Raw genomic sequence first — 26,091 nt, forward strand, 5'->3', positions numbered from 1 at the left:
GGGCATGTTCAAAGCAACGCGCCAGATTTCAGCTGCTTGCTAATCCACGCAATTTCGTCATCGGTCAGCAACGCTTTCCACGGAGGCATTGCTGTGCCAGGTACACCTTCACGAATAATCGCTTCGATCGCTTCCACTGACAGCGGTTCGATGTCGGCAGGTCGCAATGGCGGCCCCAGGCCTCCTTTGAACGTTAATCCATGGCAGGAACCACAATCCTGAACAACAAAGTTGCGAAGTTCGGCCTCCGTTTTGGGTTCTGCAGAATGGGCAAATGCTGGCCATAGTGTCAGCACAGCCAAAAGTGGCAAATACCTGAACGTGTCCCCCACCCTACGAGCCATTCAAAACCTCCCGGAACCTGCAATGGCATGCTGGAACGCCTACCAAATCACAGCCTTGATATTGCTTAAATTCCGCAGAGGTAGCTAGTGATCTTTGGGCATACCCACGGGGAGGTACTCTCTTGCATAACATGAATTTTCTGACATAAATCAATGCCCGAAAGTCCTAATGAGAGAACCCTAGCAGTACTCGCAAAGCCCAAGGAGAGAACCCAATGAGAGTGACCAAAATGATTATGAAACCACTGGCTCTGGCCGTGGCTGTTACGTCGCTCGGCGTAATGTCTGCCCACGCTGCAGACAAGCATGCGGAAGGCAGCTCCCTCGCTTATGAGGGTACTGCTAGCGCCGTGGATGCTAATTCTGCGAAGGTTGTTCGCAGCCCCGGTGCGCCTGACCTGACCGATGCCGAGTTTGAAAAAGCAAAGGAAATTTACTTCCAGCGCTGCGCAGGTTGTCACGGTGTTTTGCGTAAAGGCGCCACCGGCAAGCCGCTGACTCCCGACATTACTCAGGAACGCGGCATCGATTACCTGAAAGCCTTTATCAGCTATGGCTCACCGGCCGGTATGCCGAACTGGCTGACCTCTGGCGATTTCGATGAAGAAACCGTTGAGCTGATGGCCAAGTACATCATGCATGAGCCACCCCAGCCTCCCGAGTTCAGTCTGGCTGACATGAAGAATACCTGGGAAGTGATCGTGGCACCGGAAGATCGCCCTACCAAGCAGATGAACGATCTGGATCTGGAAAATATCTTCAGTGTCACCCTGCGTGACGCCGGTAAGATTGCCCTGATCGATGGCGATTCCAAGGAAGTGGTGAAAATCATCGAAACCGGCTATGCGGTACACATCTCGCGGATGTCTGCGTCTGGTCGTTACGTGATGGTGATCGGCCGTGACGCTCTGATCAACATGGTCGACCTGTGGATGGAAGAGCCACAAACCGTCGCCAAGATTAAAGTAGGCATGGAAGCGCGTTCGGTTGAAACCTCCAAGTACAAAGGCTGGGAAGACAAGTACGCCATTGCCGGCACCTACTGGCCGCCCCAGTTCGTGATCATGGATGGCGACACTCTCGAGCCCAAGAAAATTGTCAGTACCCGCGGCATGACTGTAACCAACCAGGAATACCATCCAGAGCCTCGCGTGGCTGCGATTGTTTCTTCCCACGAGCATCCTGAGTTCATCATCAACGTAAAAGAAACCGGCAAAATCCTGCTGGCGAACTACGAAGATCTAAGCAACATGAACATCGCTTCAATCGATGCAGCCGAATTTCTGCACGATGGCGGCTGGGATGGCAGCATGCGTTACTTCATGTCTGCGGCCAACAACTCCAACAAGATTGCAGTAGTTGACTCTAGAGACCGAAACCTCGAAGCCTTGGTCGAAGTGGGCAAGACCCCTCACCCAGGCCGTGGTGCCAACTTCGAAGACCCTGAGCACGGGCCTGTCTGGGCCACCTCTCACTTGGGTGATCAAACCATACAGATGATCGGTACCGACCCAGAAGGCCACCCGGACAAGGCTTGGAAAGTGGTACGCACCGTTGATGGACAAGGCGGTGGCTCACTGTTCGTGAAGACCCATCCGAAGTCCACCAACCTGTGGGTAGACACTTCCCTGAACCCGTCCGAAGCGGTCAGTCAAAGCGTTGCGGTATTCGATATCAATAACTTCGATGCTGGCTATGAAGTGCTGCCAATTGCCGAATGGGCCGAACTGGGTGAAGGTCCCAAGCGTGTGGTCCAGCCGGAATATAACAAAGCCGGCGACGAAGTCTGGTTCTCTGTTTGGAACACTTCCGACAAGAACTCCGCCATTGTTGTGGTTGACGACAAAACTCGCGAGCTGAAGAAGGTCATCAAGGGCGACTACATGGTCACTCCGACCGGTAAGTTCAACACTTACAACACTCAGCACGACGTGTACTGATCCGGCCCCGGCCCGGAGGAGATAATCTGATGAGACTGGACACAGTAGACAAACAGTTGATCGATCACTACCAGCGCAACTTGCCTGTGTGTGAACGCCCTTACCTGGAAATGGCCGACCGATTGGGCATTTCCGAGAACGAGGTCATCAGCCGCTTATCTGCTCTTCAGGGATATCAGGTTCTCAGCCGGGTTGGACCGGTGTTTGAACACAGTCGGGCAGGCGCAAGTCTGCTCGCTGCCGTGGCTGCCGCCCCCACTGAGATGGATGCGATTGCAGCCCGGATCAACGAAACTCCCGGCGTAAATCACAATTACGCACGGGAGCACCAATTTAATCTCTGGTTCGTGATGACTGCCCCGGATGAACGCACTCTGGACGAGCGGCTGGATGAACTGGAACAACGTTTGAAGTTGCCCATACTCAGACTTCCCATGGTTGAGGGATATCACATCGACCTGGGCTTCGACATCGACTGGGACGCATTATCATGAACACCCCAGCTCCACAGCCGAATCGCCAACCCGGCAACTTTCTGTTTAATACCGAAGCCTACAGTGCTTGGGGGTTATTGCGGCTGCGCCAACATCTTGAAGAAGGCCTTCCGCTGACATCTCGCCCCTATCTGGAACTGGCTAAACGAACCGGCCTGACGGAGCAACAGGTGTTGGATGCCGTCGAGTACTGGCAACAACAAGGCCTGATCAAACGTAACGGCCTGGTAGTGAAACACCGCACCCTTGGCTACACCGCCAACGCCATGGTGGTGTGGGATGTTCCCGACGAAAACGTGAGCCCGATAGGCAAGGCACTGGCCGCGGTCCCCTTCGTGACTTTGTGCTACCAACGCCCCAGACGATTGCCAGACTGGCCCTACAATCTGTTCTGCATGATTCACGGCGTCAACCGGGAGCGTGTATTAGGACAGCTAGCGCACATGACCGAAACTTACAATCTGAGCCACATTCGCCATACAGTCCTGTTCAGCAACAAAGCTTATCTTCAACGGGGAGGGCGCTATGTCAGCAATCGCTGAGCCATCCAGCCGCGGGGACACCTCAACCGACATTCCCGAATTCACCAATACCGAACGCGCCGTTATCAATCGTTTGCAATACGGTTTGCCACTCACACCGACACCCTACCGGGACGTTGCGGAAGAGCTCGGCATCAGCGAACAAATGCTGCTAGACACCCTGAAAGCCCTATTGGCCAACGGCACGCTGACTCGATTTGGCCCGATGTTTCATGCCGGCGAAATGGGCGGCGGACTGACCCTCGCCGCCATGCGTATTCCGGCGGAAGCGTTCGAGCAAGTCACTGAGCAAGTGAACAGCTTTCCGGAAGTTGCCCATAACTACCGCCGGGAACACGAGCTGAATATGTGGTTCGTGCTGGCAACGGAAACACCCGAAGGTATTACCGACACCATTCGGCATATCGAGGCGCTTACGGGCCACCCCGTTTACAACATGCCTAAGGAGCAAGAGTTTCATGTCAACCTCCACTTTGAAGTCTGAGCAGACATCCCTCACTCAGCAAGACCGCGAACTGATCATGGCTACACAAGAGGGTTTACCGCTGGTTTCTGACCCTTGGGCCGAACTCGGCCGGAAGCTCAACATGCCTCCCGAAGACGTATTGGCTCGTTTTCAGGAAATGCAAAACAGCGGTGTGATCAGACGCGTAGCCGCGGTGCCAGACCATTACAAACTGGGTTACCGCTACAACGGTATGACGGTTTGGGACGTGAACGATGAGGCGATCGAAGAAATGGGTCAGCAAGTCGGTAACCTTCCTTTCGTCAGCCACTGCTATCGCCGTCCCCGCCACCTGCCCTACTGGAGCTTTAACCTGTTTGCCATGGTACACGGCACCAGCCGGGAAGAAGTTGAAGAAAAGGCGCAACGCATAAAGGCGCTACTGGGCAGCACCTGTTCGGGCAACACCATTCTCTACAGCTCCGCGATCCTGAAAAAAACCGGTTTACGGTTAAGAAAACAGCAACCTACCCCTTGAAGTACTCCATCAAAGGTATAGATACCACGGGCACCAGAGGGGATAGTGAACAGTATAGAGAGCCGCTAGCGGCCAGCCCGGAGGGCCCGCAACGCCCCGCCTGATGAGAGAGAGAATTGTATGTTCCGCATGACCCGTTACATCAAAAGCCTGATGAACCCGACTCCGGTCCGCGCGATCCCAAAGTCCAGCGGTCCGGTGGTAATCTGGAACCTGATCCGACGCTGCAACCTGACCTGCAAGCACTGCTACTCAATCTCCGCCGACATCGACTTCAAAGGCGAGTTAAGCACTCAGGAAGTCTACACCGTGATGGATGACCTCAAAGCCTACGGTGTGCCGGTTCTGATTCTGTCAGGCGGTGAACCTCTAATGCGTCCCGACATTTTCGACATCTCCCACCGGGCCAAGAAAATGGGCTTTTACGTGGGGTTGTCTACCAACGGCACTCTAATCACCGAAGATAATATCGAAAAGATCAAAGCCGTCGGTTACGACTACGTGGGCATCAGCATCGACGGCCTGGAAAAAACCCACGACGAATTCCGTCAGAAGAAAGGCGCCTTCCGCGAATCCATGCACGCTGTTGCTCTTTGCAAACAAGCTGGCATTAAAGTTGGCTTACGCTTCACGCTGACTCAAGACAATTACCCAGAACTGCCGGCAATGCTGGAGATGCTGGACGACCACGACATTGACAAGTTCTACCTGTCACACCTGAATTACTCCGGTCGCGGCGGCCGAAACCGCAAGCGCGATGCCTGGTACGACATGACTCGAGAAGCCATGACGTTACTGTTCAACCATTGCCACGACGAACTTCAACGCGGCATTGAACGGGAATACGTCACCGGCAACAACGATGCCGACGGTCCTTTCCTGATTGAGTGGGCCAAAGAACACTACCCGGATCAAGTCGAAGCGCTGACCGAACGCCTGACCAACTGGGGCGGCAACTCCTCTGGCGTGAACATCTCCAACATTGACAATCTGGGTGTCGTTCACCCCGATACCTTCTGGTGGGACTACAACCTCGGAAACGTTAGGGAAACTCCGTTCTCGAAAATCTGGTCCGAAACGAAAGATCCGCTGATGCAGGGCTTCCGCCAATACCCTCGCCCGGTCGCAGGTCGCTGCGCGGCGTGCAAGTTCCTGAGCATTTGTAACGGCAACACCCGAGTACGGGCATACAACATTTCTCGTGATTTCTGGGAAGAAGATCCCGGCTGCTATCTCACCAACGAGGAAATTGGTGTCGTGGAAAGTATGCCAAGGCGGGTGGCTGCAGCGGCTATCGAGATTCCGGTCAACAATCTGTAAGGAAAAACACCATGAACACAGCTCCACGACAAAAGTGCCTGGTGGAATTCCAACTGGCGGAGCAACCGTTGCGCCCGGGAGAAGTCGCCATTGTTGGCGCCGGCCCCGGCGACCCCGGCCTGCTCACACTTAGAGCCTTGATGCTGATTCAGCAGGCCGATGCCATCGTTTACGACCGACTGGTGTCGCCCCAGATTATGGAGCTGGTGAAGCCCGGAGCAGAACGAATCCACGTTGGGAAAGCCAGCGGCTGCCACTTTGTTCCCCAAGACGAAACCAACGATTTGCTCGTAAAACTGGCCATCCAGCAACGCCGCGTGGTTCGCCTGAAAGGAGGCGACCCTTACATCTTCGGAAGGGGCGGCGAAGAAGCTGAATTTTTGGTAGAAAACGACATCGATTTCCTCGTAGTTCCGGGCATTACCTCCGCTGCCGGATGCTCCTCTTACTGTGGCATACCCCTGACCCACCGGGACTACGCTCAAAGCGTCACCTTCGTTACAGGCCACCGCAAAGCCGACCACTCGCTGGAACTGAACTGGCAGGTTCTGGCCGCACCGGGACAAACACGGGTGTTTTATATGGGGTTGCACAACGCCCCCACCATCGTGCGGGAACTAACCGCTCATGGTCTTGATGGTAACTGCCCGGTGGCTTTGGTTGAGCGTGGCACCACCCCACTTCAACACATGACAGTGACAACGCTGAACGGCTTGGTAGACACCATTAATCGCGAAGATTTCCAACCGCCAACGCTGATTATTGTCGGTGAAGTGGTGCAGCTGGCAGAGAAACTGGCCCGCCCGGCTCAATCGGGCTGGCACAGTGCTCTGACCAACCGCACGGCAATAACAGGCGGCCGCCTACCTGCTTGAAACCAACATACATAGACCGACCGGGAGCCCTTGCTGGTGAAGTGTTATACAACCCGAGCAAACCTGATGACGAGTCTGCTACTGGCAGGCGCATTCCTCTCCTTGCCGTTGCAAGCGGCTAATGTCGATGAAGCCGGCATCGAGACGCTATACCTGCAACAATGCGCTGCGTGTCATGGCCCGGATCGCTTGGGCGGAATGGGCCCGGCCTTGTTGCCAGAGAATCTGGGACGTTTGAAAAAAGCGGAAGCTGAACGAGTGATTCGCGAGGGCCGGCCAGCCACCCAGATGGGCGGATACAAGGACATTCTAAACGACCAGCAAATCGCTGATCTGACCAAGTACATCTATCAGCCTCCGAGCCACAAACTCAAGTGGGGCAAAGCTGAAATCCGTAACAGCCAAGTTGTGAATCATGCCTCCGGCACCCTGCCGGATGACCCGGTCTTCGAAGCCGACATGATGAACTTGTTTCTGGTAGTCGAAATTGGCGATCACCACGTCACCCTGCTGGACGGTGACAAAATGGAACCAATCCACCGCTTCCCTAGCCGGTTCGCATTGCACGGCGGGCCTAAATACAGCCCGGATGGACGTTTTGTCTATTTCGGGTCCCGGGACGGCTGGATCACCAAATACGACATTTATAATCTGGAAGTGGTCGCCGAGGTTCGTGCCGGCATAAACATGCGTAACATCGCCGTTTCCGCGGATGGCAAGTATGTCATGGCAGCCAACTACCTTCCCCATACCCTCGTGCTGTTTGATGCTGACAATCTGGACCTTCTGGATTTCATTCCGGTAGAAAACGCCCAGGGCGACAGTTCCCGAGTCAGCGCGGTTTATACCGCGCCGCCCAGAGGTAGCTTTATCGCGGCGCTCAAAGACATTCCTGAAGCCTGGGAAGTCACCGTACACGACAATAAAGCCCAGCTCCGCCGGATGACCACCGACACCTTGCTAGACGACTTTTTCTTTGACCCCGGCTACCAGCATCTTATCGGCGCAGCACGAGACGGAAAGCACGGTGTGGTAATCGATCTGGATACCGGGAAAACAACCGCCGAATTGCCATTGCCGGGCATGCCACATCTGGGTTCAGGCATTACTTGGGAATACCAGGGCCGACGCGTCATGGCCACCCCGCACTTCCGTGCCGGCGCGATTTCCATCATCGACATGGATACCTGGGAGGTTATCAAAACCCTGAAAACCGAAGGCCCCGGGTTCTTCATGCGCAGCCATGAAAACTCTCGCTATGCGTGGGCCGATGTGTTCTTTGGGCCCAATGCGGACAAGGTACATATTATCGACAAACAGACGCTGGAAATCGTAAAAACCCTACAACCGGAGCCCGGCAAAGTAGCGGCACACGTGGAGTTCGATCGATACGGGGAGAAGCTACTCCTGAGTGTCTGGGACAACGACGGTGCCATCATCGTGTATGACGCGGACACACTGGAAGAAGAAAAGCGTATTCCGATGAAAAAGCCCTCTGGCAAGTACAACGTCTGGAATAAGATCAATTACGAAGAGGGCACCAGTCACTGATCAGTGAAGGCTCGGGGCATCATCGGCTAAATGAAATTCCATTAACTATTAAAATCATTTGGAATATTTGTTTTATGGTAGAATAATTGACCTAAGTCACTTCAAAGGGGTTAGAAAATGAACAGCAGAATTAAGCCGCCTCTGACGTCTGCCCCCTGCTTGCTGGGCGATGATGACCCGGAGATTATTCATCAGGATGCGGCACCTGCGGAAGTCGCTCTGCTGAACGGACTTAGTCGTGCCTTTGGCATTTGTCTTAACGAAAAACAGAACACCAACGAAGCGTTGTTTCTGGGCGATATAGCCCGATTGTTTCATCAACGCCGTGTTGATGCCGAGACAGGGCTGGAAAAGCACGACCGCCCCTGGTCAAACGTTTATCTTATCCAATACGGAATTCTACGGTTATTTCGCGAGTCTTCATCCGGCAAAGTGGCGGTCCATCACTTTTTCACAGAAGGCGACTTGGTATGGCCCGTGTTTGGTCGCGCCAGAACCGTTCGTAACACCCTGTGCCTGACCAGTGTTGTCCCGGCTACGCTCTGGGTAGCAGACTTCGCAGCCTTTCGCTCAGCCATACAGCGCCATGGCGATGGCCTGTGGGCAAAATTTGCGTTAATGCTCACGGAAGAGATTGCAGAGCTGACCAGCATGCGCGAATTTCGGAAACAAACCATGCCCGCCCAGGAACGTTACGCGCTTTTGCTTGAGGAATACCCCGAACTCATAAAGCGAGTGCCCGATAACCAGCTGGCAGCATGGCTTGGCGTGGTACCCGCCACTTTCTCCCGGCTAAAAACCGCCAGCAAAAGCAGCTGAAAACAGCAACGATTATTCGTGGAAAATTTGTGCGTACACCTGTACGCTGAACCGAACCCATTCTTGAGCGGATTCAGGCAGCGCAGATGACACACGAAACTCACTACCCGGACGTAACCACAAGTACCACCCACACCCACACCCACACCCACACCCACACCCACATCGAAGAGTGGATCAACAGTGCCACGCACGGGCTAGGTGCCGCGCTGAGTGTAATCGGCACAATTGCCTTGATTGTGGGCGCAAGCCAGTTGGGTGATATCTGGAAAATTATAAGCTTCAGCGTGTTTGGCGCATCGCTGATTCTGCTTTACATGGCATCTGCTCTGTATCACGGCGCTCGCAGTCCTCAATTGAAATCCCTTTATAAGACCATGGACCACTGCGCCATATTCCTTCTAATTGCAGGCACCTATACCCCCTTTTTACTGGTCAACATGCGTGGCACAACCGGCTGGACGTTATTCGCGGTGATCTGGTCGTTAGCCTTGACCGGAGTGGCCTTGAAAATCATATTCAAGAATCGCTTCAAGCTCGTCCGGGTAGGTATATATGTGGCCATGGGTTGGTTGATCACGTTTGCCTCTGGAGATCTGGCCGCCAGTCTGAGTGAAACGGCTCTGTACTTAACCGTGGCAGGCGGTATCGTTTATACCGCTGGCGTGGTGTTTTATCTGGCAGATCGCGTCCCTTATATGCATGCGGTTTGGCATCTTTTTGTGCTCGGCGGAAGCGCCTGCCATTTTGGCGCCATCTACGTTGGCGTGCTTCCTTATACCGTGTAAGCTCGTTCACTTAAGCCAGAAGCGGAGGTTTTTCGTTGCCCGGCAAACCCTTTCATGCGTTCTGGCTGTTCTTTCCCGCTGCCTCGTTGTGGGCCGCACTCTCCGTACCTTTATCAATTTTTTCAGCCACGTCTGGGTGGCCCGTCGGGCTTATCGGTGCGGGACACGGCCACGAACTTCTGTTCGGTTTCGCTCTTGCGCTGGTTGCGGGATACACCCTAGGCCCTCAGCCTTGGCGAGTCCTTATCCCTATTTTTCTGGTTTGGCTCTTGGCTAGGGCATCCTGGCTCATCGCGCCTGAACTGCTGATAAGCCGGGCTCTTAGTATTGCTTTTGCTCTTATGGTCGCTCGCCAAGTCGTACCCCGCTTTCAAGCCGCAAAAAAATGGCGCAATAAAGTAGCCGGGCCACTGATTCTTGCCCTCTGTCTGGCCACGTTGGCCTACTCCCTGTCCCAGTATGGGCTCCCGCTACCCAGTGTGCGTCGCATCATGCTGGCAACCATTATCGGTTTGCTGCTGCTAATGACCTTCATCGGTGGTCGAGCCATTGCGCCTGCCATCGCAGGCATATTGGAAAAGAGAGGCATTTCGTTAAACGCCCGAGTGCAACCCAGAATAGAGGGCGCACTTTTGATATTGCTGTCTCTTGCGATGCTTCTCATACTCACACCGATAGCAGACCCGATTACAGGACTACTACTGATAATCAGCGGCGGGTTGATCGGGCTGCGTGCAACACGCTGGAAACTCTGGCTTTTCGGGCACCGCCCTGACCTACTGGTATTCGGGCTCGGTTACTTGTGGTTAGCAGCAGGATCAACAATCATCGGAATAGCCTTGTTGAGCGGGCGGGCGCCTCTTCCTGCAATGCACCTTATTACGATAGGCGCGTTGGGCACGCTTTCCTGCAGCGTCATGTTGCGGCAAGCATGGCAACGCGCTCAAAGACGCTTCCCCCCACGCTGGCAAGTGCTCGCTGTTGCGGTAACCACCAGTGTTGCAGCCATCAGCCGCTTCAGTGCCGGTTCGAACCCCCACTCACAACCTGATCTATTGTGGATATCGGCCACCGCTTGGAGCGTCACCTACGTTGGCGTTTTCATCCAGTTACTGCTTCTTTTCTGGCACAGTCAAAGCAAACGAATACAGCGCTAAACAGTCACAATCAGGTAACCTATGCACAACAGCCATTCTGGTTACGAGTTCACTTCCGGAGACTGCAATGCTACTGAACTGCGACTTAGGTGAAAGCTTTGGAGCCTGGACCATGGGCATGGACGAGCACGTCATGCCGTTCATCGACCAGGCCAACATTGCCTGCGGTTTCCATGCCGGTGATCCTGTCACTATGCACCGCACGGTTCAGTTAGCACTCAGCCACGGGGTGGCCCTTGGTGCGCATCCGTCGTATCCAGACCTGCAAGGCTTTGGCCGCCGTTCGATGGCGCTTCAACCGGGAGAAATCACCGCCATGGCCAGCTATCAGATCGGCGCACTTAGCCACATTGCCGCATCTCAGGGCGGCCTTGTGAGTTACGTAAAACCCCACGGCGCGCTGTATAACGACATGATGCGCGACGAGGCCATTCTCGAAAGCATTCTGGAAGCACTCAGGTGCTCGCCCCATGACCTTGCGCTGATGGCCATGTCCACCGCGGACAACAGCCAGCTGAAAACCCTGTGCGAAAAACATGGCGTGCCACTTATCCTCGAAGCCTTTGCCGACCGTGCCTATGACGAGCAGGGGTTTCTTGTTCCCCGAACTCAAACCGGCGCTGTTCATAAAGATTCCGCTACCATTGTGGCGCAGGCTCGGCATCTTGCCACTGGCATGCAACTGCAAAGTATCAGCGGCAAACCATTGCTCCTTGAAGCAGATTCTTTGTGTGTCCACGGCGACAACCCCGATTCAATCACCGCCGTTGAAGCCATACGCAAGGCCCTGAAGGATCTGCATTGATGCACTGGCAGTGTCAGGTGACCGGCATCGATACTCTTACTCTGTATTTTGGCGACCGTATCGATATCGCTCTCACTGAAAAGATTCGTATCGCGGCCGAGGAATTATCAAACAAACTTGGGCTGCGCCTTGTTGATCTGGTGCCTTCCTATACATCGCTCTTGCTTCGCTATGACTTGCTGATCGACGACTATTCGAGCTTACTCATTGATATAGCCGCCGTTCTGAATAACTTACCGGACCACCCAGCAGAGGGAGAAAACGCAGGTGCCATCGACATTCCTGTGTTTTATCACCCCAGTGTCGGCCCAGACCTTGAAGCCATAGCCGCACGAGCAGGCTTATCCATCGAACAAGTCGTTCAACGCCACAGCCGTCAGATTTACCACGTGTTTGCGATAGGTTTCGCGCCAGGGTTCGCCTATCTGGGCGAAGTTCCACAAGATCTGGAAACACCTCGGCTTGCCACTCCGCGTGCCAAGGTCCCCGCTGGCAGCCTTGGCATTGCCGACCGGCAAACGGCGATTTACCCTCTGGCATCACCGGGCGGATGGAATTTGATCGGCCGCACACCGCTAACCCTATTTGATGTCCACCGTGAGCAACCATCGCTGTTACGCGCCGGGCAACAGGTAAGGTTTCGAGCCATCACACGAGACGAATTTCTCGCACTGGGCGGGCAGATCGAATGAACGCTCAGGCCGGTTTCTATGTCACCAAACCGGGTTTCTTCACCTTGCTGCAAGATGCTGGCCGCCGCGGAGTGACGCATATGGGGCTTACTTCGGGCGGTGCCATGGATCGACATGCATGGGCCTGGGCTAATCACCTGCTCGGCAATCGTTACGGAGCAGCCGCACTGGAAATCACCTTTGGCGGGGCAGAGTTCACCATCGGCCTCAATACACAGATTGTAGTGACCGGTGCCGAAGTGCAGCTGACGGTGAATGGTGCACCCAAACCACTGTGGACCACCCTTCAGCTGAACTCAGGAGACGTTGTAGCGATGAGTGCGCCCCGAGCCGGAGTCCGCGCCTATCTCGCCGTACGAGGTGGTTTTTTAGTGGATTCTGAGTTGGGCGGCAGCTGCGCCACCGTTGTACGTGAAGGCACAGGAGGCTTGCAGGGTAAGGGCCAACCGCTTAAAGAGGGCGATTTTTTACCTTGCATCCCCGCCTCGCCGCTGGCGGTACATCGAAAAATCCCCCACCAATGGATTCCAGATTACCGCGCGGCGTTGACACTGGATGTATTGCCCTGCGCTCAGGTTGAGCGATTTCCCAAACGGACACTAACAACCTTCTTCTCGAACGCTTATACCCTAAGCCCTCAGTCTGACCGAATGGGCGCTCGCCTGACCGGCCCCACGCTAGAGGTTTCCGTCCGCCAGCTTACCTCTGAAGGTACGAGTCTCGGCGCTATCCAGGTGCCTGCAGACGGCCAGCCAATTATTTTACTGCAAGACCGACAAACCATCGGCGGCTATCCGAAACTGGGTGCCGTTACGCCGCGAAGCCTCGATGCACTGGCCCAAAGGCCTCCAGGTTCAAGCCTGCGTTTCGGGGAAATATCCCTGGAGGGTGCTCAGCAGAAGGAGCGTCAATTTCTCGCATTTTTCAGCACCGCTCGTTAACGGTTTGTCAGATCTGGCCACAAACCTACCACCAACCTCGCCGGACCATTAGAATTGCCTCGATTCTTTTATCCGGAGCCTTAAAGATGTCTGCTGACCTGTCTTCTGCCAACAGTTTTGAACAACTCAAACGCATTGAATCCAGCAAAATTTTTCAAGGCGCGGTCATCACCATCATCATTCTGTCTGCCTTGACCATTGGCGCGAAAACCTATGACTTGCCACCAATCGTCGAGCAATCCCTGACGGTATTGGACAACGCCATCACACTGTTTTTCTTAATTGAAATACTCTTTCGGTTTGCCGCCTGCCCCGCCAAACGACGATTTCTGATGGATGGCTGGAACCTGTTCGATACCTTGGTGGTGATCGGCAGCTTAGTCCCACTCGACAATTCCGAGGCCGTATTGCTGGGCCGACTGCTTCGGGTATTTCGAGTCTTGCGACTGGTTTCGGTCGTACCTGAGCTACGTTTCTTGATCAACTCGCTGCTCAAAGCCATCCCCCGTATGGGCTACATCGCACTGTTGATGTTCATCATCTTTTACATCTACGCCGCGATTGGTTCGATGTTCTTTGCCAGCGTGGATGAAGAACTCTGGGGTGATGTGGCCGTAGCAATGCTCACACTGTTCCGTGTGGCCACGTTCGAAGACTGGACCGATGTGATGTACGCCACCATGGCGGATTATCCGTTCAGCTGGATTTTCTACCTCACCTTTATCTTCCTTACAGCATTCGTGTTTCTGAACATGATGATCGGGGCGATTCTGGAAGTGATGAGCGAGGAGCAAAACGCCGAGGCCGCTCAGAAAGCACATGATGAGCGGGACCAGATCGTGCAACAACTCCAATCGGTTCAGCGCAAACTCGATGAGTTGAGCGAGAAACTGGAGCGTTGATGTGACAGCGCTGCGTTAGTTAGTAACATAAAAAACGCCCATGCCTCGAACAGAAGCATGGGCGTTTTTTTCAGTTCGGTTTTTAGCGCCAGCCTCAGCCCAGCAACGGCTTAGCCATGGCCAGATGGAAAATGGCGCTCACCTGCACCAAGGCAATAATGGCAGCAATTACACGAACCGGCGTGGAAAACTTGGGCTTAATAGCAAATACGCCCGCCACAATATAACCCACCAACAAGACAATCTTAGCAATCAGCCAACCCGGCACGCTTGATGCGTAACCCGCCACAAACAACAGTGCAACGGCCGCTACCAACAGAACCGTGTCGTTAGCATGAGGTATCCACCGCAGTGGCGTTTCCCGCCAACCCGGCCGACCAACAACATCCAGCAGCAATCTCAGCGCGAACAACGTAATGGTCAGATACGCGGCTGTCATGTGCAGGTGCTTTAAAATCATATAGGCGGTCATTCAAACTTCCCTTTTTCCTTCAGAATGTTGCCGCCATTGTACGCAAAATACCCCCAAGCAGGTATGGTGATTAAATAACCGCAGCATTAACATATACGGTAAATACATGTATGCGGGAGATATCTATGCAGGCGCACCCAACCTCTGCAGAACAAAGCGGCGCGAGCCTTCGACAGCTGTTCGCCTATCCGTTCCGGATCTTCTTCCTATCGATGACAGTGCTAACGCTCGTCGGCATCCCACTCTGGGTGCTGGAGGTGTCAGGTGTCATTCAACTGCCCTTAGCCATGCCCGCACTGTTCTGGCATCAACACGAAATGCTGTTCGGCTTTTTATCCGCCGCCATTGCCGGATTCTTGTTGACCGCTGTTTGTGTCTGGACCCAGACGGAACGCCTGCACGGGGTTCCTCTTTTACTTCTGTGGGTCGTCTGGCTGGCCGGGCGTTTGCTGCTGGCTTTGGGCGGCAGCCTGCCAGAGCTTTTGGTACACGCAGTCAATCTGGCCTTTCTCCCCCTGGTGATGATCGATGCTGGCTGGCGCATTTGGCATGCGCGACAAAAGCGACAGTTCATGATTTTGGCCGTATTAGGCTTACTCTGGCTCATGCAGATTGGCTTCGTTACCCGACTCGACATGTCGTTCAGCTACGGCGCACTGATTATGGCTATGGCTTTGATCAGCATCGTCGGTGGCCGGATTACGCCTGCGTTTACCGCAGGCTGGCTACGTCAGCGTGGTTACGATGCCTCTCGCGTTAAAATGATTGCGCCGCTCGATCTGGTCAATTTACTCGCCATGGTTGTGTTGATGGCCTCATTGGTGACCGGCTGGCAGACCCTCACAGCGATTCTCGCTCTGGTCGCCGCCGGGCTGATGCTTAAACGCCTGTATAACTGGAAGGGTTGGCTCGCGCGCTCCGAACCCTTGCTATGGATTCTGCATCTGTCCTTACTCTGGGTGCCGGTGGCCCTGATTCTGCTGGCGGGCTCGCTGATGGCCGGATGGCCCTCCAGCGCCTGGAGCCATGCGGCAGGTACCGGCGCAGTAGGCTGTCTGATACTGGGTGTGATCGCCCGCGTATCACTTGGCCACACCGGCCGCCCGCTCCAATTGCCAAGAGGCATGGTGGCGGCTTTCGTTGCCATTCAATTAGCGGCGCTTATCAGGGTGCTTACCGCCCTAGAGATCATTCCCTGGCACCCGGGCATTGGCTCAAGTGCCGTACTTTGGGTGTTTGCGTACGGCGTCTTCCTCATTCGCTACACCGGCGTTCTGGCCAGCCCGAGAGCGGATGGCAAAGAGGGCTGAATAAGCACCCGGCAACCGTGACAGACATCAAAGATGCAGGTCATTTTTGCAATCATCCACTAAAGGTCAATAGCTGTTTTCATATCAGGCGCTAAAGTAGGTGTATCAAATATTGAAACAGAGACACCTGCAATATGTACCCTGATCACTTTGACAAAGAAGACCTGATCCGTTGCGGTCATGGCGAGTTGTTCCCCGGCGATATGCGCTTGCCCATCGACGAAATGCTGATGGTCGATCGCATCACCCACGTTGGTGCTGATGACGGCTTGTACGGCAAAGGCAGCCTGATAGCTGAGTTGGACATCAATCCGGATCTCTGGTTTTTCAAAGTTCACTTTCAGGGCGACCCGGTCATGCCGGGATGCCTGGGGCTGGATGCAATGTGGCAGCTGGTTGGCTTCTACTTGGCCTGGGGTGGTGGCGAAGGCAAAGGTCGCGCGCTGGGCGCCGGCGAAGTGAAATTCTTTGGTCAGGTGCTGCCGAGTAACAAAAAGGTCACCTATTATCTGGATATTAAACGTTTGATTCGCCGTAAGCTGACCATGGCGATTGCAGATGCCCGAATGGAAGTGGATGGTCGTGAAATCTACACCGCCAAAGATCTGCGGGTTGGCCTGTTCACCTCCACTGACGACTTTTAGGAGTTAGCAAGATGCGTCGTGTTGTAATCACTGGTATGGGGATTGTCTCCAGCCTTGGAACCAATCAAAAAGAAGTCGCCGAATCTCTGCGTGAGTCCCGCTCTGGCATTGCGCTCAGCGAAGAAGCCCGCGACAACGGTTTACGTAGCCACATTACCGGCAAGATTGACTTAAACCTGTCCGAGCTGATTGATCGCAAAATCTTGCGTTTCATGTGCCCGGCCGCCGGTTACAGTTATCTGGCCACCAAAGAAGCCATCGAGCAAGCGGGCCTGACCGACGAGCAAATTCGCGCAAACACCACAGGCGCAGTATTTGGCACCGGCGGCGCATCAACGGTTGAGTTGCTGGATGCCATCGACACCCATCGCGATAAAGGTATTCGTCGGGTTGGTCCGTACCGTGTACCGCGCACCATGGGCAGCGCCATCAACGCCTCTATCACTACCGCGTTCGGCATTACTGGCATCAACTATGGCATTACCTCTGCCTGTGCAACCAGCGCACACTGCATCGGCCACGCCGCTGATCAGATTGCACTGGGCCGTCAGGACGTCATGCTCGCGGGTGGCGGTGAAGATATTCACTGGACACTCAGCCTCATGTTCGATGCCATGGGCGCGCTGTCTACCAAGTACAACGACACTCCCGAGCAGGCCTCACGCACCTACGATGCCGACCGCGACGGTTTCGTCATTTCTGGCGGTGGCGGTGCTGTCGTGTTGGAAGCATTGGAACACGCAGAAGCACGTGGCGCGACCATCCTGGCAGAATTGGTGGGCTTTGGCGCAACCTCGGACGGCGCTGACATGGTTGCACCAAGTGGCGAAGGCGCTATTCGCTGCATGCAGCAGGCAATGGCCAATATCGATGGTGAGATCAGCTACATCAATACTCACGGCACCAGTACGCCTGCCGGTGATATCACCGAGCTTCAAGCTCTCAAGAAAACCTTTGGCGACAACATCCCGCCTCTGAGTTCAACCAAGCCACTTTGCGGCCACGCATTGGGTGCGGCGGGTGTACACGAAGCCATTTACTCGTTGATCATGCAACGTGAAGGCTTTATCGCACCGTCGGCCAACATCCAGAATCTGGACGAAGGTGCAGAAGGCTTCCCGATTGTCCGCGAACGCATGGACAACCAGAATCTGGACTTGGTGATGAGTAACAGTTTCGGTTTTGGCGGAACCAACGCCACCCTGATTTTCAAGAAAGTCTGATCAGGACATCCGAAGCGAGCGGTATTCAGCCGGTGGCGTTCCCATCCAGCGTTTAAACGCCCGGCTGAATGCACTCAGTTCCGAAAATCCAAGTTGTTCGGCAATCTCTACCAGCGGCTTGGATTTATCTTTCATGTAAGTAATCGCCTGCTCTCGGCGGACTTGCTCTAACAACGCTGCAAACGTCACCCCTTCTTGTCGCAATTTCTTGTGCAACGTATACCGGCTCATATTCAATTGGCCCGCAACGGTTTCAACTCCGACTTTGCCTCGCGCCAGATGAACCTTGATTAACGAGCTGACCCGGCCACCCAAGGGTTTCTTGGCCGCGTCCGACGATACATTCTCCGTTCCCATATTATTCCCTCCTGCTACCCATTTAGCTTTGAGCATAGTACATACGTGTCAGCGTACACATGTTAGCTGAAAAGGATCAATAAGACCTTTGAGCAAGATCAATAGAAAAGGCATCGCCTTCCGGCAAAATGCGACCCGGTTAAAAATCATCACCACCCCACCCGAATCCTGACCCTCGGAGAAACCATGAAAACCCCGGAACTACTCGCGCCCGCCGGCACTCCCGAACACCTGGAAACCGCCTTCGCCTACGGGGCGGATGCAGTATATGCTGGCCAACCCCGGTATTCCCTTCGGGTAAGAAATAACAGTTTTAAAAACGTTGAAGCTTTGGGTGCAGGCATCGCCAGGGCGCATGAGCTGGGGAAGCAGTTCTATCTAGTATCTAACATTGCCCCTCACAATGACAAAGTGCGCAGCTTTGTTAGAGACCTCGCCCCCATTCTTGAACAAAAGCCGGACGCCCTCATCATGTCGGACCCGGGGTTGATCATGCTGGTAAAAGAAACCTGGCCAGACCAAGCCATCCATCTTTCGGTTCAAGCCAATGCGGTCAACTGGGCCACCGTGGAATTTTGGCGTCGACAAGGCATCAACCGCGTTATCCTATCCCGGGAATTAGCACTCCATGAGATCCGTGAGATTCGAGAAAAAGTACCAGAGATGGAGCTGGAAGTGTTCGTTCACGGCGCTTTATGCATGGCTTACTCCGGCCGCTGTCTGCTTTCCGGGTACATGAATCACCGCGATGCCAATCAAGGCGCCTGCACTAATGCTTGCCGCTGGAATTACCAGCCCGTAGCCCACACCACCGATCAAACGGGTGATCTGATTGCCACCTCGTCTCAACAAACCGCTCAAACATTCGAACCTAAAGAAATTCTACTGGAAGAGCCGAACCGCCCGGGCGGTTATATTCCGGCCTATGAAGATGAGCACGGCACCTACATCATGAACTCAAAAGATTTAAGAGCCGTCCAGCACGTAGCCGAACTGGTCAATATGGGCGTGCATTCGCTGAAAATCGAAGGCCGCACCAAAAGCACCTACTATGTTGCCCGCACCACCCAGACCTATCGCCGCGCAATCGACGACGCTGTCGCTGGCAAACCCTTCGACATGCAAAGGATGGATGAATTGGAAGCACTCTCGAGCCGCGGCTACACAGAAGGCTTCCTGCGTCGCCATGTGCCACAGGAATACCAGAGTTACGAGCAAGGATCATCGTTTCTTGGCACTCAGCAAGTCGTTGGCACCATTACCGATACCGACGATCAATGGCTAACCATTGATGTGAAAAACAAATTTGCACCGGGCGATCAATTGGAACTGATCAATCCTGCCGGAAACCTGCGCTTTACCGCCGGCACCATGCAAAACCGTAACGGAGAAACCATGAACTGCGCCCCGGGTAGCGGGCACATTGTACGCATCCCCAAACCCCAAGGATTGCCAAACTCTCTTCGTTTTAGTTATTTGACACGCATTCTGCCCACCATCTAACCCCACCCGAACGCTCCCGGCGTGCAGCTCATAGGTAGGGCTGCACGTATGATTAAGGTATAATCCCTACACGACCGATTTAATACCTGACTAAATTACTCTGGTATTGTATAATCATTCGCCAGAAGCAACGGGGGGAGCCCTTTTTACATTCGGTCCCCCGGCGAAACACAGGGCACCATGCCCCAGATGAGAGAATTACGGAGCGACGATCATGGCGACCACCGACAATGAGGTGAAAGAGCTGATCAAACGGGATTACGAACACGGATTCGTGACCGAAATTGAATCAGACACCTTCGAACCCGGCCTCAATGAAGATGTAATCCGCCGCCTGTCAGAAATCAAGCAGGAACCTGAGTTCATGCTTGAGTGGCGCTTAAAAGCATATCGTCGTTGGCTGGACATGGAAGAACCCGAGTGGGCCCACGTTGATTTTCCGAAAGTGGATTACAACGATATTTCGTACTACTCGGCTCCCAAGAAAAAAGAAGACATGCCACAGAGCTTGGACGAAGTCGATCCAGAGCTGCTGCGCACCTATGAAAAATTGGGCATTCCGCTGCATGAACGTGCCAAGTTGGCGGGGGTTGCGGTTGATGCGGTTTTCGATTCGGTTTCTGTAGCGACCACTTTCAAAGAACCGCTGGAAAAAGCCGGTGTGATTTTCTGCCCGATTTCCGAAGCAGTGCACAAGCACCCGGAACTGGTGAAAAAGTACTTGGGGAGCGTGGTTCCGGCGGGCGATAACTACTTCGCCGCTTTGAACTCGGCCGTTTTCTCCGACGGTTCCTTCGTGTACATCCCAAAAGGCGTTCGCTGCCCGATGGAGCTGTCCACTTACTTCCGAATCAACGCTGCCAACACTGGCCAGTTCGAGCGCACCCTGATCATTGCCGAAGAAGGCAGCTACGTGAGCTATCTGGAAGGCTGTACGGCTCCGATGCGCGACGAAAACCAGCTGCACGCTGCGGTGGTTGAGCTGGTCATCCTTGATGACGCCCAGATCAAATACTCTACCGTACAAAACTGGTACCCAGGCGATGAGAACGGCAAAGGCGGCATCTATAACTTTGTCACCAAACGCGCGGCCTGTATCGGCAAAAACTCCAAAGTGTCCTGGACTCAGGTCGAAACCGGCTCTGCCATTACCTGGAAATACCCCAGCTGTGTACTGCGTGGTGATAACAGCGTCGGCGAGTTCTACTCCGTTGCCCTGACCCACAACTACCAGCAAGCGGACACCGGCACCAAGATGATCCACTTGGGCAAAAACACCCGGAGCACTGTCATCTCCAAAGGCATTTCGGCTGGCCGCAGCTCAAACGCATACCGCGGCCTGGTGAAATTCGGCCCGGCAGCCGATGGCGCACGTAACTTTACCCAGTGTGACTCGCTGCTGATCGGCGATCGTTGCGGTGCCCACACCTTCCCGTACATCGAAAGCAAGAACAAGTCAGCCATCGTGGAACACGAAGCCACCACCTCCAAGGTCAGTGACGAGCAGATGTTCCTCTGCCGCCAGCGTGGTATCGAGCCAGAGCAGGCCGTGTCCATGATCGTGAACGGCTTTTGTAAAGAGGTGTTTAAAGAACTGCCGATGGAGTTTGCGGTGGAAGCCGGCAAACTACTGGAAGTTAGCCTCGAAGGCTCTGTTGGTTAATTAAGTACCACGGCAAACACAAAGAATTCAGACGGTTAAAAGAGAGAAGCAACAAATGCTGAGCATCAAAAACCTGCACGCATCCGTTGAGGACAAAGAGATCCTCAAAGGCATCAACCTGGACATCAAGGCCGGGGAAGTTCATGCCATCATGGGCCCCAACGGATCCGGTAAGAGCACCCTGTCACAGGTTCTGGCAGGCAACGAGGCATTTGAAGTCACCAGCGGCGAAGTCACCCTGAACGGTGAAAACCTGCTGGAACGCTCTATCGAAGAGCGTGCCCGCGACGGCGTGTTTCTCGCCTTCCAATACCCGGTAGAAATTCCCGGCGTGAGCAACCTTCAGTTCCTTCGGACCGCCGTTAACGCCATGCGCAAGCACCGCGGCGAAGAAGAAATGAACGCTGCTGAGTTCATGAAGCTGGCCAAGGAAGTGTCCAAGCAAGTAGATTTGGACCCTTCGTTTCTGAAGCGTGGCGTTAACGAAGACTTCTCCGGTGGTGAGAAAAAGCGTAACGAAATCATGCAGGCATTGCTGCTTCAGCCGAAGCTGGCAATTCTGGACGAAACTGACTCCGGCCTCGACATCGACGCACTGCAAGTCGTTTCCAACGGCGTTAACGCACTGCGTGCCGAAGATCGCGCCATCCTGATGGTGACCCACTACCAACGCCTGCTTAACCACATCGTGCCAGATTACGTGCATGTACTGGCGGGCGGCCGGATCGTTAAATCCGGCGGCCGTGAACTGGCACTTGAACTGGAAGAACGCGGTTACGGCTGGTTGGGAATCAACGACGAAGACACCAGTAACTGATCAGGAGGCCGCGGAATGAAACAAGCACCTATGCTTTCCAGCGCCTTCCTGCATCCGGCCGGGCAAACTCTGCCTGAGCCACTGCTGGCGCTGCGCAAACAACGGGCGAGTCTGTTGGTTGATATGCCACTACCTACCCGCAAAACCGAAAACTGGAAGTACTCCAGCAAGTATTTGAAGCTGTCCGACGAGATGGCCATTTCCTTGCCTGCCGAAGGCAAAACCGGCAACAGCTTGGCGGTGTCCGGCTACAAGGTCGTATTCCGCAACGGGATTTTGATCCCCGAAGCCAGCGACTTTCCGGATATGGACGGCATCACCATTCGGAGCTTCAGCGATCTTGATAACGAAGAAGCGGACGTACTCGCCCTTCAACTTGGCAGTACACTGGATCACGATCAGGCCCAATTTGCTCGTCTGAACGGAGCCCGTTTTGACGACGGACTGCTCGTGCGCCTGCACGCCGGTGCTGCCTTGGATCAGCCACTGTTCATCATTCATGAAACCGCCGCGGATGCCAGTGGCTCAGCCTTCCCGCGCATTTTCGTTGAAGCCGGAGCAAACAGCCAAATCACACTGGTCGAAGAGTATACCTCCAGTGGTGATGCACCGGCGTTCGTTAACACAGTGACTGAATTTACTCTGGCCGACGGCGCAAACGTAACCAGCATTCGTCTGAACATGGAAGGCGAATCGGTTCAGCACATTGGTGCCACCGGTGTGGTCCAGAACCACAGCTCACGTTTCGAAAGCCACTGCGTTGGTTTTGGCGGCCCATTGCGCCGGCACGACCTGCAGGTGCGCTTGGTAGGCGAAGAAGCCGAAACCAAGCTCAACGGCGTTGTGGTGACTCAAGGCAAACAGCACTACGACAACCACACCTCCATTGATCACGTGGCGGCGAACTGCAACAGCGAAGAAACGTATCGCAACATCGCAGCCGACCAATCCCACGCGATTTTCAACGGGCGTATTCATATCCATCAGGACGCACAAAAGTCCTTTGCGGATATGAATAACAAAAACCTGTTGCTGAACAACGGTGCCGAGATCGACACCAAGCCGGAACTGGAAATCTACGCCGACGATGTGAAGTGTGCCCACGGTGCCACCATCGGCCAGCTGGACGAAGAATCCATTTTCTACCTGCTGTCACGGGGTATTGGTCGCCGCGATGCAAACGTACTGCTCACCATGGCGTTCATCAACGAACTGGTCAGCCAGATACCGCTGGAAGTTGTGCGGGACACGGCCCAAGTGCGTCTGAACGAATTCTTCGAGCAAACCTTTCAGGAGATCTGAAGGCATGAGCGATCTGTCCATGGCAACCAACACCAGCACCAAAGCGTTTGATGTAGAACGCATCCGGCGCGACTTTCCCATTCTGGCCCAAGAGGTTAACGGAAAGCCGCTGGTGTATCTGGACAACGGCGCCTCGGCCCAAAAGCCAACCGCCGTCCTGGATGCGATGGACCGTTACTACCGGGAAATGCACTCTAATGTGCACCGGGGTGCTCACACCCTTGGCGATCGCGCCACAGCGGCCTTCGAAGGTGCCCGGGAAACCGTTCGCAGCTTTTTAAACGCGTCCAGCACGCGCGAAATCATCTGGACACGCGGCACCACCGAAGCCATAAACCTGGTCGCGAACGGCTTGGCTTCTCGTCTGAAAGAAGGCGACGAAATTCTGGTCAGCCATATGGAGCACCACGCCAACATCGTGCCTTGGCAGATGGTGGCCGAACGTACGGGCGCCAAAGTGGTGCCTGTGCAGGTGAACTCCGCCGGCGAATTGGATCTGGACTCCTTCAACAATTTGCTGAACGAACGTACTCGCATTCTGGCCATCACTCACGTATCCAACGTACTGGGTACCGTGAACCCTATTGCCTCCCTGATTAAGCAAGCCAAGAATCAGGGCGTACTGACCTTGATTGACGGCGCCCAGGCGGTACCCCACTTCAAGCCTGACGTACAGGCTTTGGATTGTGATTTCTACGTGTTCTCGTCCCACAAACTGTTCGGCCCCACTGGCATCGGTGTACTGTACGGCCGCGCGGAATTGCTGGAACAGATGCCCCCTTACCAGGGCGGCGGCGAGATGATTGAACGGGTTTCGTTCGAGCGCACCACCTGGAACGTTCTGCCCTACAAGTTTGAGGCAGGCACACCGGCTATCGCCGAAGCGGTGGGGCTGGCTGCGGCCATCCGTTACCTGGACAGTCTTGACCGGAAGGCCATGGAAGCGACTGAGAACGCCCTTCTGACTCGCGCCAACAAATTGGTGGAGACGGTTCCGGGTATGGAAATTATCGGCACAGCGACAAACAAAGTGCCGGTGATGTCGTTCAAGATCGCCGGGCTACACCCCAGCGACATCGGCACTCTGCTGGACCAGCAAGGCATTGCGATTCGCACGGGCCACCACTGCGCCATGCCGCTAATGGATTTCTACGGAGTACCCGGTACAGCCCGGGCTTCATTTGCGTTCTACAATACACTGAAAGAGGTCGAGCAATTGTTCGCCGGCCTGCAAAAAATTCAGCGCCTGTTTACCTGAGGAGGTGGAAACATGTCGGCCGAAGTCTTCACCCCGAACGATGTCAACGTGACCATGACACCCACCGCGGTCAAACACGTTCGCAAACAACTGGACAAAAAACCGGATGCGAAAGGCATTCGCCTCGCCATCAAAAAGAGTGGCTGCTCCGGCTTTAAGTATGAAACCGAATGGGTTGAACAACCCAGCAACGACGACCGCATTTTCTCCATCGACGGCGTGGACGTATTCGTTAAACAGGAACACCTGTCTTTGGTTAACGGTATTGAAATCGATTTTGTCACCGAGGGAGTCAACTCCCTGTTTCGTTTCCGCAACCCCAACGCTACCGCAGAATGTGGGTGTGGCGAGAGCTTTACGGTGTCTTAAACAGAGGCTTTATTGAGCATGCAAGAACGGGAAGTTGTCCTGACGAAGCGCGAAGTGGAGGCACGTTTGGTGCCCGCCGGAACTGAAATCATGATTCCGTCGGATACCTTTGTGACCATCACCCAATCACTGGGCGGCACATTCACCGTTGCGGTCAACGGCAACCTGGCTCGTATCGAAGGCCACGACGCCGACGCTCTGGGCAAAAAACCGCTGGAAAGCAGCTTCGAAACCCCGGCAGATGGCACGGTGAACGAGAACCAGGTCTGGGAAGCCATGCGCAGCGCCTATGACCCGGAAATCCCGGTCAATGTGGTCGATCTGGGGCTGATTTACGAGTGCAAGATTGAAAACGGCACTGAAGACGGAAACCACATCTACATCAAAATGACCCTGACCGCAGCTGGCTGCGGCATGGGCCCGGTGATTACCGAAGACGTCAAGCGCAAAGTAGAGCACGTGCCCAACGTCGATAAGGTAACGATGGAGCTCACGTTCGATCCGCCTTGGAACAACGACATGCTGACTGATGAAGCCAAACTTGAACTGGGTATGCTATGACCGCTAGCAAACAGCAATTTCTGGACAACCCGCTCGGCCAAAAAACCTCACTGGAAGACGTTCTGGACGCCTTTGAGTTCCTGGATGACTGGGAAGATCGTTACGCTTTCATCATCGATCTGGGCAAGCAATTACCCGAGTTCCCGGATGAGGCGCGTACCGAAGAGAACTACGTGCATGGCTGCCAAAGCCAGGTATGGGTTATTCATCAGTACGACGAAGACAGCGGCAAACTGTTCCTGCTGATAGATTCTGACGCCATGATCGTTCGCGGTCTGGCTGCGATCATTCTGGTAGCTCTGAACGCGAAATCGCCTCGGGAACTGCTGGCGACCGACATAGACGAACTGTTCGAGCAGCTCGACCTGATGCGTCACATTTCCCCCACTCGCGGCAACGGCTTACGGGCCATGGTCGGCAAAATCCGGGATATTGCAGCGACCGAAGCCGCTGCCTGAG

General features: G+C 54.5%; 29 protein-coding genes. 26 read left to right on the forward strand and 3 right to left on the reverse strand.

Annotated elements, in window-relative coordinates; translation table 11 throughout:
- Positions 1-8: 8 nt before the first annotated feature.
- Positions 9-344 (reverse strand): c-type cytochrome, encoded by a 336-nt coding sequence (locus K5L82_RS11165; RefSeq protein WP_223134208.1) that lies wholly within the window; start codon positions 342-344, stop codon positions 9-11.
- 215 nt (positions 345-559) lie between these two features.
- Between K5L82_RS11165 and K5L82_RS11170 the strand changes: the two genes are divergently transcribed.
- The 15 genes from K5L82_RS11170 to K5L82_RS11240 all read left to right on the forward strand — a co-directional run bounded on the left by K5L82_RS11170 (position 560) and on the right by K5L82_RS11240 (position 14,153).
- Entirely contained in the window at positions 560-2,284 is a 1,725-nt protein-coding gene (locus tag K5L82_RS11170) for a nitrite reductase (protein ID WP_133004605.1), read from the forward strand.
- Between the two features lie 29 nt (positions 2,285-2,313).
- Entirely contained in the window at positions 2,314-2,778 is a 465-nt protein-coding gene (locus tag K5L82_RS11175) for an AsnC family transcriptional regulator (RefSeq protein ID WP_223134209.1), read from the forward strand.
- Entirely contained in the window at positions 2,775-3,320 is a 546-nt protein-coding gene (locus K5L82_RS11180) for an Lrp/AsnC family transcriptional regulator (protein WP_223134210.1), read from the forward strand. The genes K5L82_RS11175 and K5L82_RS11180 overlap by 4 nt, the downstream gene beginning before the upstream one ends.
- Positions 3,304-3,804, forward strand: a complete 501-nt coding sequence (locus tag K5L82_RS11185) for an Lrp/AsnC family transcriptional regulator (protein ID WP_223134211.1) — start codon at positions 3,304-3,306, stop codon at positions 3,802-3,804. The genes K5L82_RS11180 and K5L82_RS11185 overlap by 17 nt, the downstream gene beginning before the upstream one ends.
- Positions 3,779-4,303: an Lrp/AsnC family transcriptional regulator gene (locus tag K5L82_RS11190; protein WP_223134212.1), complete on the forward strand. Its 525-nt coding sequence runs from the start codon at positions 3,779-3,781 to the stop codon at positions 4,301-4,303. The genes K5L82_RS11185 and K5L82_RS11190 overlap by 26 nt, the downstream gene beginning before the upstream one ends.
- 120 nt (positions 4,304-4,423) lie before the next feature.
- Positions 4,424-5,623: a heme d1 biosynthesis radical SAM protein NirJ gene (gene nirJ, locus K5L82_RS11195; protein WP_223134213.1), complete on the forward strand. Its 1,200-nt coding sequence runs from the start codon at positions 4,424-4,426 to the stop codon at positions 5,621-5,623.
- A gap of 11 nt (positions 5,624-5,634) precedes the next feature.
- Positions 5,635-6,498, forward strand: a complete 864-nt coding sequence (gene cobA, locus K5L82_RS11200; RefSeq protein WP_223134214.1) for a uroporphyrinogen-III C-methyltransferase — start codon at positions 5,635-5,637, stop codon at positions 6,496-6,498.
- A 66-nt stretch (positions 6,499-6,564) separates the two neighbouring features.
- A complete protein-coding gene (locus tag K5L82_RS11205; RefSeq protein WP_223134215.1) occupies positions 6,565-8,049 on the forward strand; it encodes a cytochrome D1 domain-containing protein in 1,485 nt (494 codons plus the stop codon).
- Between the two features lie 117 nt (positions 8,050-8,166).
- Positions 8,167-8,868, forward strand: a complete 702-nt coding sequence (locus tag K5L82_RS11210) for a Crp/Fnr family transcriptional regulator (protein WP_223134216.1) — start codon at positions 8,167-8,169, stop codon at positions 8,866-8,868.
- Between the two features lie 86 nt (positions 8,869-8,954).
- The gene (gene trhA, locus K5L82_RS11215; protein WP_223134217.1) at positions 8,955-9,656 is read left to right on the forward strand and encodes a PAQR family membrane homeostasis protein TrhA; all 702 of its coding nucleotides are present in this window, start codon (positions 8,955-8,957) and stop codon (positions 9,654-9,656) included.
- 35 nt (positions 9,657-9,691) lie between these two features.
- Positions 9,692-10,813, forward strand: a complete 1,122-nt coding sequence (locus tag K5L82_RS11220; RefSeq protein WP_223134218.1) for an NnrS family protein — start codon at positions 9,692-9,694, stop codon at positions 10,811-10,813.
- A gap of 67 nt (positions 10,814-10,880) precedes the next feature.
- Positions 10,881-11,618, forward strand: coding sequence for a 5-oxoprolinase subunit PxpA (locus tag K5L82_RS11225; protein WP_223134219.1), 738 nt, complete (start codon positions 10,881-10,883; stop codon positions 11,616-11,618).
- Complete coding sequence (gene pxpB / locus K5L82_RS11230; RefSeq protein WP_223134220.1) at positions 11,618-12,310, forward strand: 5-oxoprolinase subunit PxpB; 693 nt, start codon at positions 11,618-11,620, stop codon at positions 12,308-12,310. The genes K5L82_RS11225 and pxpB overlap by 1 nt, the downstream gene beginning before the upstream one ends.
- On the forward strand, positions 12,307-13,251 hold the full coding sequence (locus tag K5L82_RS11235; RefSeq protein ID WP_133004592.1) for a biotin-dependent carboxyltransferase family protein: 945 nt from the start codon (positions 12,307-12,309) through the stop codon (positions 13,249-13,251). Before pxpB ends, K5L82_RS11235 begins: the two co-directional genes overlap by 4 nt.
- An 86-nt stretch (positions 13,252-13,337) precedes the next feature.
- Complete coding sequence (locus K5L82_RS11240; protein WP_133004591.1) at positions 13,338-14,153, forward strand: ion transporter; 816 nt, start codon at positions 13,338-13,340, stop codon at positions 14,151-14,153.
- A 94-nt stretch (positions 14,154-14,247) separates the two neighbouring features.
- On the opposite strand, the gene K5L82_RS11245 is transcribed toward K5L82_RS11240, so the two are convergent.
- Positions 14,248-14,625 (reverse strand): SirB2 family protein, encoded by a 378-nt coding sequence (locus K5L82_RS11245; RefSeq protein WP_133004590.1) that lies wholly within the window; start codon positions 14,623-14,625, stop codon positions 14,248-14,250.
- A gap of 125 nt (positions 14,626-14,750) precedes the next feature.
- Here K5L82_RS11245 and K5L82_RS11250 point away from each other — a divergent pair, with 125 nt between their 5' ends.
- The 3 genes from K5L82_RS11250 to fabB all read left to right on the forward strand — a co-directional run bounded on the left by K5L82_RS11250 (position 14,751) and on the right by fabB (position 17,802).
- Positions 14,751-15,935, forward strand: coding sequence for an NnrS family protein (locus tag K5L82_RS11250; protein ID WP_223134221.1), 1,185 nt, complete (start codon positions 14,751-14,753; stop codon positions 15,933-15,935).
- Positions 15,936-16,069: 134 nt separating this feature from the next.
- Positions 16,070-16,579, forward strand: coding sequence for a bifunctional 3-hydroxydecanoyl-ACP dehydratase/trans-2-decenoyl-ACP isomerase (gene fabA, locus K5L82_RS11255; protein ID WP_133004588.1), 510 nt, complete (start codon positions 16,070-16,072; stop codon positions 16,577-16,579).
- A gap of 11 nt (positions 16,580-16,590) precedes the next feature.
- Complete coding sequence (gene fabB, locus K5L82_RS11260) at positions 16,591-17,802, forward strand: beta-ketoacyl-ACP synthase I (RefSeq protein WP_223134222.1); 1,212 nt, start codon at positions 16,591-16,593, stop codon at positions 17,800-17,802.
- On the opposite strand, the gene K5L82_RS11265 is transcribed toward fabB, so the two are convergent.
- Positions 17,803-18,159 (reverse strand): helix-turn-helix domain-containing protein, encoded by a 357-nt coding sequence (locus K5L82_RS11265; protein ID WP_133004586.1) that lies wholly within the window; start codon positions 18,157-18,159, stop codon positions 17,803-17,805.
- A gap of 186 nt (positions 18,160-18,345) precedes the next feature.
- Between K5L82_RS11265 and yegQ the strand changes: the two genes are divergently transcribed.
- The 8 genes from yegQ to K5L82_RS11305 all read left to right on the forward strand — a co-directional run bounded on the left by yegQ (position 18,346) and on the right by K5L82_RS11305 (position 26,090).
- Complete coding sequence (gene yegQ / locus K5L82_RS11270) at positions 18,346-19,662, forward strand: tRNA 5-hydroxyuridine modification protein YegQ (protein WP_223134223.1); 1,317 nt, start codon at positions 18,346-18,348, stop codon at positions 19,660-19,662.
- Positions 19,663-19,876: 214 nt separating this feature from the next.
- The gene (gene sufB / locus K5L82_RS11275) at positions 19,877-21,325 is read left to right on the forward strand and encodes a Fe-S cluster assembly protein SufB (protein ID WP_133004584.1); all 1,449 of its coding nucleotides are present in this window, start codon (positions 19,877-19,879) and stop codon (positions 21,323-21,325) included.
- 55 nt (positions 21,326-21,380) lie between these two features.
- Positions 21,381-22,142, forward strand: a complete 762-nt coding sequence (sufC, locus tag K5L82_RS11280) for a Fe-S cluster assembly ATPase SufC (protein ID WP_133004583.1) — start codon at positions 21,381-21,383, stop codon at positions 22,140-22,142.
- Between the two features lie 15 nt (positions 22,143-22,157).
- A complete protein-coding gene (sufD, locus tag K5L82_RS11285) occupies positions 22,158-23,444 on the forward strand; it encodes a Fe-S cluster assembly protein SufD (RefSeq protein ID WP_133004582.1) in 1,287 nt (428 codons plus the stop codon).
- 4 nt (positions 23,445-23,448) lie between these two features.
- Positions 23,449-24,702, forward strand: coding sequence for an aminotransferase class V-fold PLP-dependent enzyme (locus K5L82_RS11290; protein ID WP_223134224.1), 1,254 nt, complete (start codon positions 23,449-23,451; stop codon positions 24,700-24,702).
- 12 nt (positions 24,703-24,714) lie between these two features.
- Positions 24,715-25,071 carry a HesB/IscA family protein gene (locus tag K5L82_RS11295; protein WP_133004580.1) on the forward strand — a complete coding sequence of 119 codons (357 nt, stop codon included), beginning with the start codon at positions 24,715-24,717 and terminating at the stop codon, positions 25,069-25,071.
- An 18-nt stretch (positions 25,072-25,089) separates the two neighbouring features.
- Positions 25,090-25,632, forward strand: a complete 543-nt coding sequence (gene sufT / locus K5L82_RS11300; RefSeq protein WP_133007492.1) for a putative Fe-S cluster assembly protein SufT — start codon at positions 25,090-25,092, stop codon at positions 25,630-25,632.
- On the forward strand, positions 25,629-26,090 hold the full coding sequence (locus K5L82_RS11305) for a SufE family protein (RefSeq protein ID WP_133004579.1): 462 nt from the start codon (positions 25,629-25,631) through the stop codon (positions 26,088-26,090). The genes sufT and K5L82_RS11305 overlap by 4 nt, the downstream gene beginning before the upstream one ends.
- Position 26,091 lies beyond the last annotated feature (1 nt).

Origin of the sequence: Marinobacter sp. AL4B (assembly GCF_019916045.1) — a bacterium.
In the GTDB taxonomy this organism is placed as follows: domain Bacteria; phylum Pseudomonadota; class Gammaproteobacteria; order Pseudomonadales; family Oleiphilaceae; genus Marinobacter.

Bases quoted from the DNA above. Each gene is read 5' to 3' on its own strand.
- K5L82_RS11165 (WP_223134208.1), bottom strand. From the start codon at position 344: ATGGCTCGTAGGGTGGGGGACACGTTCAGGTATTTGCCACTTTTGGCT.
- K5L82_RS11170 (WP_133004605.1), top strand. From the start codon at position 560: ATGAGAGTGACCAAAATGATTATGAAACCACTGGCTCTGGCCGTGGCT.
- K5L82_RS11175 (WP_223134209.1), top strand. From the start codon at position 2,314: ATGAGACTGGACACAGTAGACAAACAGTTGATCGATCACTACCAGCGC.
- K5L82_RS11180 (WP_223134210.1), top strand. From the start codon at position 2,775: ATGAACACCCCAGCTCCACAGCCGAATCGCCAACCCGGCAACTTTCTG.
- K5L82_RS11185 (WP_223134211.1), top strand. From the start codon at position 3,304: ATGTCAGCAATCGCTGAGCCATCCAGCCGCGGGGACACCTCAACCGAC.
- K5L82_RS11190 (WP_223134212.1), top strand. From the start codon at position 3,779: ATGTCAACCTCCACTTTGAAGTCTGAGCAGACATCCCTCACTCAGCAA.
- nirJ (WP_223134213.1), top strand. From the start codon at position 4,424: ATGTTCCGCATGACCCGTTACATCAAAAGCCTGATGAACCCGACTCCG.
- cobA (WP_223134214.1), top strand. From the start codon at position 5,635: ATGAACACAGCTCCACGACAAAAGTGCCTGGTGGAATTCCAACTGGCG.
- K5L82_RS11205 (WP_223134215.1), top strand. From the start codon at position 6,565: ATGACGAGTCTGCTACTGGCAGGCGCATTCCTCTCCTTGCCGTTGCAA.
- K5L82_RS11210 (WP_223134216.1), top strand. From the start codon at position 8,167: ATGAACAGCAGAATTAAGCCGCCTCTGACGTCTGCCCCCTGCTTGCTG.
- trhA (WP_223134217.1), top strand. From the start codon at position 8,955: ATGACACACGAAACTCACTACCCGGACGTAACCACAAGTACCACCCAC.
- K5L82_RS11225 (WP_223134219.1), top strand. From the start codon at position 10,881: ATGCTACTGAACTGCGACTTAGGTGAAAGCTTTGGAGCCTGGACCATG.
- pxpB (WP_223134220.1), top strand. From the start codon at position 11,618: ATGCACTGGCAGTGTCAGGTGACCGGCATCGATACTCTTACTCTGTAT.
- K5L82_RS11235 (WP_133004592.1), top strand. From the start codon at position 12,307: ATGAACGCTCAGGCCGGTTTCTATGTCACCAAACCGGGTTTCTTCACC.
- K5L82_RS11240 (WP_133004591.1), top strand. From the start codon at position 13,338: ATGTCTGCTGACCTGTCTTCTGCCAACAGTTTTGAACAACTCAAACGC.
- K5L82_RS11245 (WP_133004590.1), bottom strand. From the start codon at position 14,625: ATGACCGCCTATATGATTTTAAAGCACCTGCACATGACAGCCGCGTAT.
- K5L82_RS11250 (WP_223134221.1), top strand. From the start codon at position 14,751: ATGCAGGCGCACCCAACCTCTGCAGAACAAAGCGGCGCGAGCCTTCGA.
- fabA (WP_133004588.1), top strand. From the start codon at position 16,070: ATGTACCCTGATCACTTTGACAAAGAAGACCTGATCCGTTGCGGTCAT.
- fabB (WP_223134222.1), top strand. From the start codon at position 16,591: ATGCGTCGTGTTGTAATCACTGGTATGGGGATTGTCTCCAGCCTTGGA.
- K5L82_RS11265 (WP_133004586.1), bottom strand. From the start codon at position 18,159: ATGGGAACGGAGAATGTATCGTCGGACGCGGCCAAGAAACCCTTGGGT.
- yegQ (WP_223134223.1), top strand. From the start codon at position 18,346: ATGAAAACCCCGGAACTACTCGCGCCCGCCGGCACTCCCGAACACCTG.
- sufB (WP_133004584.1), top strand. From the start codon at position 19,877: ATGGCGACCACCGACAATGAGGTGAAAGAGCTGATCAAACGGGATTAC.
- sufC (WP_133004583.1), top strand. From the start codon at position 21,381: ATGCTGAGCATCAAAAACCTGCACGCATCCGTTGAGGACAAAGAGATC.
- sufD (WP_133004582.1), top strand. From the start codon at position 22,158: ATGAAACAAGCACCTATGCTTTCCAGCGCCTTCCTGCATCCGGCCGGG.
- K5L82_RS11290 (WP_223134224.1), top strand. From the start codon at position 23,449: ATGAGCGATCTGTCCATGGCAACCAACACCAGCACCAAAGCGTTTGAT.
- K5L82_RS11295 (WP_133004580.1), top strand. From the start codon at position 24,715: ATGTCGGCCGAAGTCTTCACCCCGAACGATGTCAACGTGACCATGACA.
- sufT (WP_133007492.1), top strand. From the start codon at position 25,090: ATGCAAGAACGGGAAGTTGTCCTGACGAAGCGCGAAGTGGAGGCACGT.
- K5L82_RS11305 (WP_133004579.1), top strand. From the start codon at position 25,629: ATGACCGCTAGCAAACAGCAATTTCTGGACAACCCGCTCGGCCAAAAA.